General features: G+C 71.3%; 7 protein-coding genes. 2 read left to right on the forward strand and 5 right to left on the reverse strand.

The window, feature by feature from the left end:
• The first annotated feature begins 207 nt into the window (after positions 1-207).
• Entirely contained in the window at positions 208-714 is a 507-nt protein-coding gene (locus BZY54_RS29180; protein ID WP_143668144.1) for a hypothetical protein, read from the forward strand.
• A 135-nt stretch (positions 715-849) separates the two neighbouring features.
• Here BZY54_RS29180 and BZY54_RS29185 read toward each other — a convergent pair whose 3' ends face one another.
• The gene (locus BZY54_RS29185; RefSeq protein WP_086728332.1) at positions 850-1,827 is read right to left on the reverse strand and encodes an aldose epimerase family protein; all 978 of its coding nucleotides are present in this window, start codon (positions 1,825-1,827) and stop codon (positions 850-852) included.
• 15 nt (positions 1,828-1,842) lie between these two features.
• Complete coding sequence (locus BZY54_RS29190; protein WP_086728333.1) at positions 1,843-2,733, reverse strand: SGNH/GDSL hydrolase family protein; 891 nt, start codon at positions 2,731-2,733, stop codon at positions 1,843-1,845.
• 261 nt (positions 2,734-2,994) lie between these two features.
• On the opposite strand from BZY54_RS29190, the gene BZY54_RS29195 reads away from it, so the two are divergent.
• The gene (locus BZY54_RS29195; RefSeq protein WP_086728334.1) at positions 2,995-3,489 is read left to right on the forward strand and encodes a DUF3145 domain-containing protein; all 495 of its coding nucleotides are present in this window, start codon (positions 2,995-2,997) and stop codon (positions 3,487-3,489) included.
• A gap of 117 nt (positions 3,490-3,606) precedes the next feature.
• On the opposite strand, the gene fabF is transcribed toward BZY54_RS29195, so the two are convergent.
• The 3 genes from fabF to BZY54_RS29210 form a co-directional block, all read right to left on the reverse strand.
• A complete protein-coding gene (gene fabF / locus BZY54_RS29200; protein ID WP_086728335.1) occupies positions 3,607-4,878 on the reverse strand; it encodes a beta-ketoacyl-ACP synthase II in 1,272 nt (423 codons plus the stop codon).
• An 87-nt stretch (positions 4,879-4,965) separates the two neighbouring features.
• On the reverse strand, positions 4,966-5,214 hold the full coding sequence (locus BZY54_RS29205; protein WP_018545314.1) for an acyl carrier protein: 249 nt from the start codon (positions 5,212-5,214) through the stop codon (positions 4,966-4,968).
• A gap of 101 nt (positions 5,215-5,315) precedes the next feature.
• Positions 5,316-6,311 (reverse strand): ketoacyl-ACP synthase III (locus BZY54_RS29210; RefSeq protein ID WP_086728336.1); only part of this gene is annotated, 996 nt, incomplete at its 5' end.

A 6,311-nucleotide genomic window follows, 5' to 3' on the forward strand; every position in this document is an offset into this window, starting at 1 on the left:
CCCCCCAGCAACCCCAGGCCCCCGGACAGCGGCTAGGCGACGGCCACATGCGGCTCGATCCGAACCTCACCGCGGACCAGCGGACGCTGGTGCTCGGGATCCAGAAGAAGTCCAAGCTGCTCGCCTACGGCTTCGTGCTCGGCCTTCCGCTCGCCTTCGGCGGCGNNCCCGGCCGGCTTCGCCGCCGCGGCCGCCGGGCTGGCCCTCATGGCCATGGGAGTCCTCGCGCTGACGCGGATGCAGGCCCTGAAGCGTCAGCTGCGTCTGATCACCCCGGACGCCTGGCGCTCCCCGGCGGCGCACCTGCCCGGTGCCCGCAAGGCCGCCACGCTGGCCGCGTACATCAACGGTGTCCTGGTCCTGCTGTCCTTCGCCGCCACCGGCTACCTGCTGGTCAAGGGCGTCGGCTGGGGCGCGTACGGCAACTCGTTCGGGTTCGGGGCGCTGATGGCGGGCGCGTTCATCCCGTTCGCCATGGGGCTCGGGGCCGCCACGACCATTCCGCAGCTGCTCCAGGTGATCCCGGCCGGTGCGAAGGTCGGCCGGAGCCTGTACTCCATCATCCTGGCGCTGGCCGCCACCGTGACCGGCGAGGGCATCAAGGGCGGCGAAGTGCAGCCGACGCTGATCGGCGGCGCGGTGCTGCTCGTCTGCGCGGGCGCGGTGGCGCTGCTCGGCCGGGCGGCCGGACGGATGCGCGGCGAGACCGTCTAGGCCGGCCACTCGGGACCGCCTGGGGCGGCGGACGGCCGCCACGGGCCCCGCGCCACGGCGCCACCGCACCGAGAAGCCCGTCGCCGGTCACCGGGCCCCACACCACGCACCCCGCACCCGGAAGGCGTACGCGCGTCACCGCACCGAGAAGCCGTACACCGTCTCCGACCGGTACACCTCACCCGGCCGGAGGACCGTGCTCGGGAACTCCGGCCGGTTGGGGGAGTCCGGGTAGTGCTGGGTCTCCAGGGCGATCCCGTCGCCCGGGGCGAACGGCGCCGCGATGTGGTCGGCCGTGTAGAGCTGGAGGCCCGGCTCCGTCGTCGCCACCGTCAGGACGCGGCCGGAGACCGGGTCGTGCAGTTCGGCGACCTCCTCGGCGGCCCGGGTGACGCCCTTGTCGAGGACGAAGTTGTGGTCGTAGCCGGAGCCGGTCTTGCGGGACTGCCGGAAGTCGAAGCGGGTCCCCGCGACCTCCGCCAGGGTGCCGGTCGGGATGAGGTCCGCGTCGACCGGGGTGTAGCGGGAGGCGGCGAGCCGCAGTTCGTGGCCGCCGGTCTCGCCCGAGCCGGCACCGGCGAGGTTCCAGTACGTGTGGTTGGTCAGGTTGACCACGGTCGGTGCGTCCGTGACCGCCTCGTAGGCGAGGCGCAGGGCGCCCGACTCGTCCAGCGTGAGGGTCGCCGTGACCTCGAGCCGGCCGGGGAATCCCTCCTCGCCGTGCGGGCTGACCCGGGTGAGGCGCACTCCGTGCTCGACCTCGGACACGTCCCACACCCGCTTGTCGAAGCCGCGCTCGCCGCCGTGCAGCGAGTTGGGGCCGTTGTTCCGCGCGAGCGCGTACCTCCACCCGTCCAACGGGAAACGGCCGCCGGCGATCCTGTTGGCGTACCGGCCGATCAGGGCACCGAGGAACGGCTCGGGGTGGGCGAGGTAGCCGGCCAGGTCCGGGAAGCCCAGCACCACGTCCGCGGTGCGCCCGTCCCGGTCCGGGACCTCGACCGACTGCACGATCCCGCCGTACGACAGCACGCGCACCCGCACTCCGGCCCGCTCGAGCGTCCAGCGGTGGACCGGTGTGCCGTCGGAAAGTGTGCCGAAGAGTTCGCTCATGTGGAAAACCCTAGGTCACGGCTTCTTGGCGGTGACGGTGCGGTAGGCGATCTCCGCGAGTCTCGCCTGGCCGTTGCGGCTCGGGTGGAACCAGTCCCAGTGGCTGAGCTGCGCCGTGCCGAACTGGTAGTCGAAGACCGCGTTGTGGTCGAAGCGGCAGCGGCGGTCTTTCGCACACACGTCCGACAGCACCTTGTTGTAGTCCACCACCCGGGACTGCACCGTCTCGCGCCGCTGCTTGGCCGCGTCGTCCAGCGCGTCCGCGTCGCCCAGCATCGACGGGCAGATGCCGAGCTTCCAGATCTGCTTGCCCAGCGGGTTGGTCCGCCCCTGCGACCACAGCCGCTTCAGGTTCGGCACGCTGGAGACGTACACCTCCGTCCTGGGCAGCGCCTGGCGCAGGGTGTCCATGGCCTTCTGGAAGTCGCGGCGGAAGTCCGCGACAGAGGTCATCTGGGCGGTGGAGTCGCGGCAGGCGTCGTTGGCCCCGACCATCACCGCGACCAGTTCCGGCTTGTTCCGCACCGCCTTGGCCATCTGACCGTTCAGATCCGCCATTCGAGAGCCCGTCACCGCGTGGTTCCAGCTGTGCCGTGCCGCACCGGCCGCGCCGAGCAGCCGCACCGCCAGGCTGTTCACCGAGGGGTCGCTGCCCGTCGCCCACGAGGCATCCGGGCAGTCCGACAGCACGGCACACGTGTCGAAGCCGCGGGTGATGGAGTCGCCGACCGCGGCGATCGAGTCCGGGCTGCTGTCCCAGACCTGGACGGGCGACGGCTTGGCGGCTCTGGCACCGGCGTCCCGAGCGGACGCCTTGTCACCGACCACGTCACAGCCCGCGGTGACCAGCACGGCCGCCGCCACGACGGCATGAGCGGCCCGCATACCGTGGCTTCGCTTTCGCATCCCTCGTGATCCCCTCGGTCGTCGTGCAGAACTCCACTCCCCTCCATGAGAACGCGTGGAGGTTCCCGCCCCCACCCGAGGTGACGGCGTACACCCGTACAAGCGTCCCCCTGGGTGAATGGCAGGCCCTTCCTGGCACCGGGACCGACGGTACGTCACACTCCTTGGCTCCTCGCACGGTAGCCTCGCCATCAGCAGGGCGGTCGCGCGCCACTGCCGCCCGCCCGCCCGCACTCTGTCCCGCTCTGCCCGGAGGTCCCGGTGACGACACGTGGAGTTCTGTACGTGCACTCCGCGCCGCGCGCGCTGTGCCCGCACGTCGAGTGGGCCGTCGCCGGGGTGCTCGGCACGCGCGTCAGCCTGGACTGGATCCGGCAGCCCGCCGCGCCCGGGACCTGGCGCTCGGAGTTCTCCTGGCAGGGCGAGGCCGGCACCGCCTCCAAACTCGCCTCCGCGCTGCGCGGCTGGCACCTGCTGCGCTTCGAGGTCACGGCCGAGCCCTGCGCGACCGCCGAGGGCGAGCGCTACAGCTGCACCCCGGACCTCGGCATCTTCCACGCCGTCACCGGCATCCACGGCGACATCCTCATCCCCGAGGACCGGCTGCGCGCCGCCCTGGTCCGCTTCCAGCGCGGCGAGAGCGACCTGGAGGCCGAACTGACCAGGCTCCTGGGCAAGCCCTGGGACGACGAACTGGAGCCGTTCCGCTACGCGGGTGAGGGCGCCCCGGTGCGCTGGCTGCACCAGGTGGTGTGACCGTGGGGCGCTGACGGCCCCTCAATCGAACGGCCGGGCGAAAAGCCGAACGAAGGGCCCCCACCGTCGGGTGGGGGCCCTTCTCGTACGCACGGCTCACGTGCGTACCGCAAACTCTCAGACGGTCCGGAAGGCGAGCACCACGTTGTGGCCGCCGAACCCGAACGAGTCGTTCAGGGCGGCGATGCGGCCGTCCACGGGCAGCTTGCGGGCCTCGCCGCGGACCACGTCCGCGTTCGCCTCGGCCTCCGGGTCGATGTTCTCGACGTTGATGGTGGGCGGAGCCACCCGGTGGTACAGGGCCAGCACGCACGCCACCGACTCCACGCCGCCCGCGCCACCGAGCAGGTGACCGGTCATCGACTTGGTCGCGGAGACCGCCATGTGGTCGGCGTCGTCGCCGAACACCTTGCGCAGCGCCTTCAGCTCGGCGATGTCACCGGCCGGCGTCGAGGTGGCGTGCGCGTTGACGTGCACGATCTCGGCCGGGTTCAGGTCGGTGCGGTCCAGCAGGTTCTGCAGGGCGTGCGAGATGCCGCGGCCCTCCGGCTCCGGCTGCACGATGTCGTGGCTGTCGGCGGAGATGCCCTGACCGACCGCCTCCGCGTAGACGCGGGCGCCGCGCCGGGCGGCGTGCTCGGCGGACTCCAGCACGAGCACACCGGCGCCCTCACCGAGGACGAAGCCGTCCCGGTCGACGTCGTAGGGGCGCGAGGCGCCCTCGGGGTTCTCGTTGTTCTTGGACATCGCCATCATGTTGCCGAACGCGGCGATCGGCAGCGGGTGGATCGCCGCCTCCGTACCGCCGGCGACGACCACGTCGGCGCGGCCGGTGCGGATCATCTCGATGGCGTAGCCGATGGCCTCGGCGCCCGACGCGCAGGCGGAGACCGGGGTGTGCACGCCCGCGCGGGCGCCCACGAGCAGGCCGACGTTGGCCGAGGGGCCGTTCGGCATCAGCATCGGCACGGTGTGCGGGGAGACACGGCGGACGCCCTTCTCCTTCAGCACGTCGTACTGGTCGAGCAGCGTCGTCACGCCGCCGATGCCGGAGGCGATGACCGCACCCAGCCGGTCCGGGTCGATGCTGCCGTCCTCACCGGCCTTGCCGGTGAAACCCGCGTCCTTCCACGCCTCCTGAGCGGCGATCAGCGCGAACTGCGCCGAGCGGTCCAGACGGCGGGCCTGCGGCCGCGGAATGGTCTCGGTCGGTTCCACGGCGACCGGGGCCGCGATACGTACGGCCTGCTCGGCCGCCCACTCCTGGGTCAGGGGCTTGACGCCGGACTTGCCGGCGACCAGACCCTCCCAGGTCGAGGCTGCGTCGCCACCCAGCGGTGTGGTTGCGCCGATACCGGTGACGACCACGGTGCGATTGGTCGAGCTCACGGGAATTCTTTCTCCAACGGATACGAGGATTCGTACGGCGCCACCGCCGGGTGGCGGGGCTGTCAGCCCAAAGCAGTGATCGGTAGATCAGGCCTGGTGCTTGAGGATGTAGTCGGTCGCGTCGCCGACGGTCTTGAGGTTCTTGACGTCCTCGTCGGGGATCTTGACGTCGAAGCGCTCCTCGGCGGCGACGACGACCTCGACCATGGACAGCGAGTCGACGTCCAGGTCGTCGGTGAAGGACTTGTCCAGCTGGACGTCCTCGGTGGGGATCCCGGCGATCTCGTTCACGATCTCGGCGAGACCGGCGACGATCTCTTCCTGAGTGGCGGCCATGTCGGCGCTCCTTCGTTGTGTTCCAGAGGGTGTGGCGCCCGCCGCGGCAGCGGCAGGTGTGTGCGGCGTTCGTACCGGACGGATGATCCGGCACGGAGTGCCTAGGGGAGGGTAACGACCGTCGCGGCGTAGACGAGACCCGCCCCGAAGCCGATGACGAGCGCGGTGTCGCCGCTCTTCGCCTCGCCGGTCGCCAGGAGCCGCTCCATCGCCAGCGGGATCGAGGCGGCCGAGGTGTTGCCGGTGGTGCGGATGTCACGGGCGACCGTGACGTGCTCCGGCAGTTTCAGCGTCTTCACCATCGAGTCGATGATCCGCACATTGGCCTGGTGCGGGATGAAGACATCCAGGTCGTCCGGGCTGATTCCGGCCGCGTCCAGCGCCTGCTGGGCGACCTTCGCCATCTCGAACACGGCCCAGCGGAACACCGCCTGGCCCTCCTGCGTGATCGCAGGGAACTTGACGTTGCCCGCGCTGTCCACGGGCAGTCCGGACAGGTCGCCGATCCTGAACCGGTCCCACGACACGGTCTGCTTGATCGTCTGGGCCTTGTCGCCCTCCGAGCCCCACACCGTCGGGCCGATCGCCGGCTCCTGCGAGGGGCCGACCACGACCGCGCCGGCGCCGTCGCCGAAGAGGAAGGCCGTCGCCCGGTCCTCCAGGTCGGTCAGGTCGCTCAGCCGCTCCACGCCGATGACGAGGACGTACTCCGCGGAACCCTCCACCACCATGCCCTTGGCGAGGGTGAGGCCGTAACCGAAGCCGGCGCAGCCGGCCGAGATGTCGAAGGCCGCGGCCTTGTTCGTGCCCAGCTTGTCGGCGATCTCGGTGGCGACGGCCGGGGTCTGGCTGAAGTGCGAGACGGTGGAGACGACCACGGCGCCGATCTGCTCGGCGTCGATGCCCGCGTCCGCGATCGCCTTGCCCGAGGCCTCGATCGACATCGCCGCCACGGTCTCCTCCGGCGACGCCCAGTGCCGGGTCTCGATGCCGGAGCGCGAGCGGATCCACTCGTCGGAGGAGTCGATCTTCTCGAGGATCACCTCGTTCGGCACCACCCGCGTGGGCCGGTAGCCGCCCACGCCCAGGATGCGCGC

The sequence above is a fragment of the Streptomyces carpinensis genome (assembly GCF_002154505.1).
GTDB lineage: Bacteria > Actinomycetota > Actinomycetes > Streptomycetales > Streptomycetaceae > Streptomyces > Streptomyces carpinensis.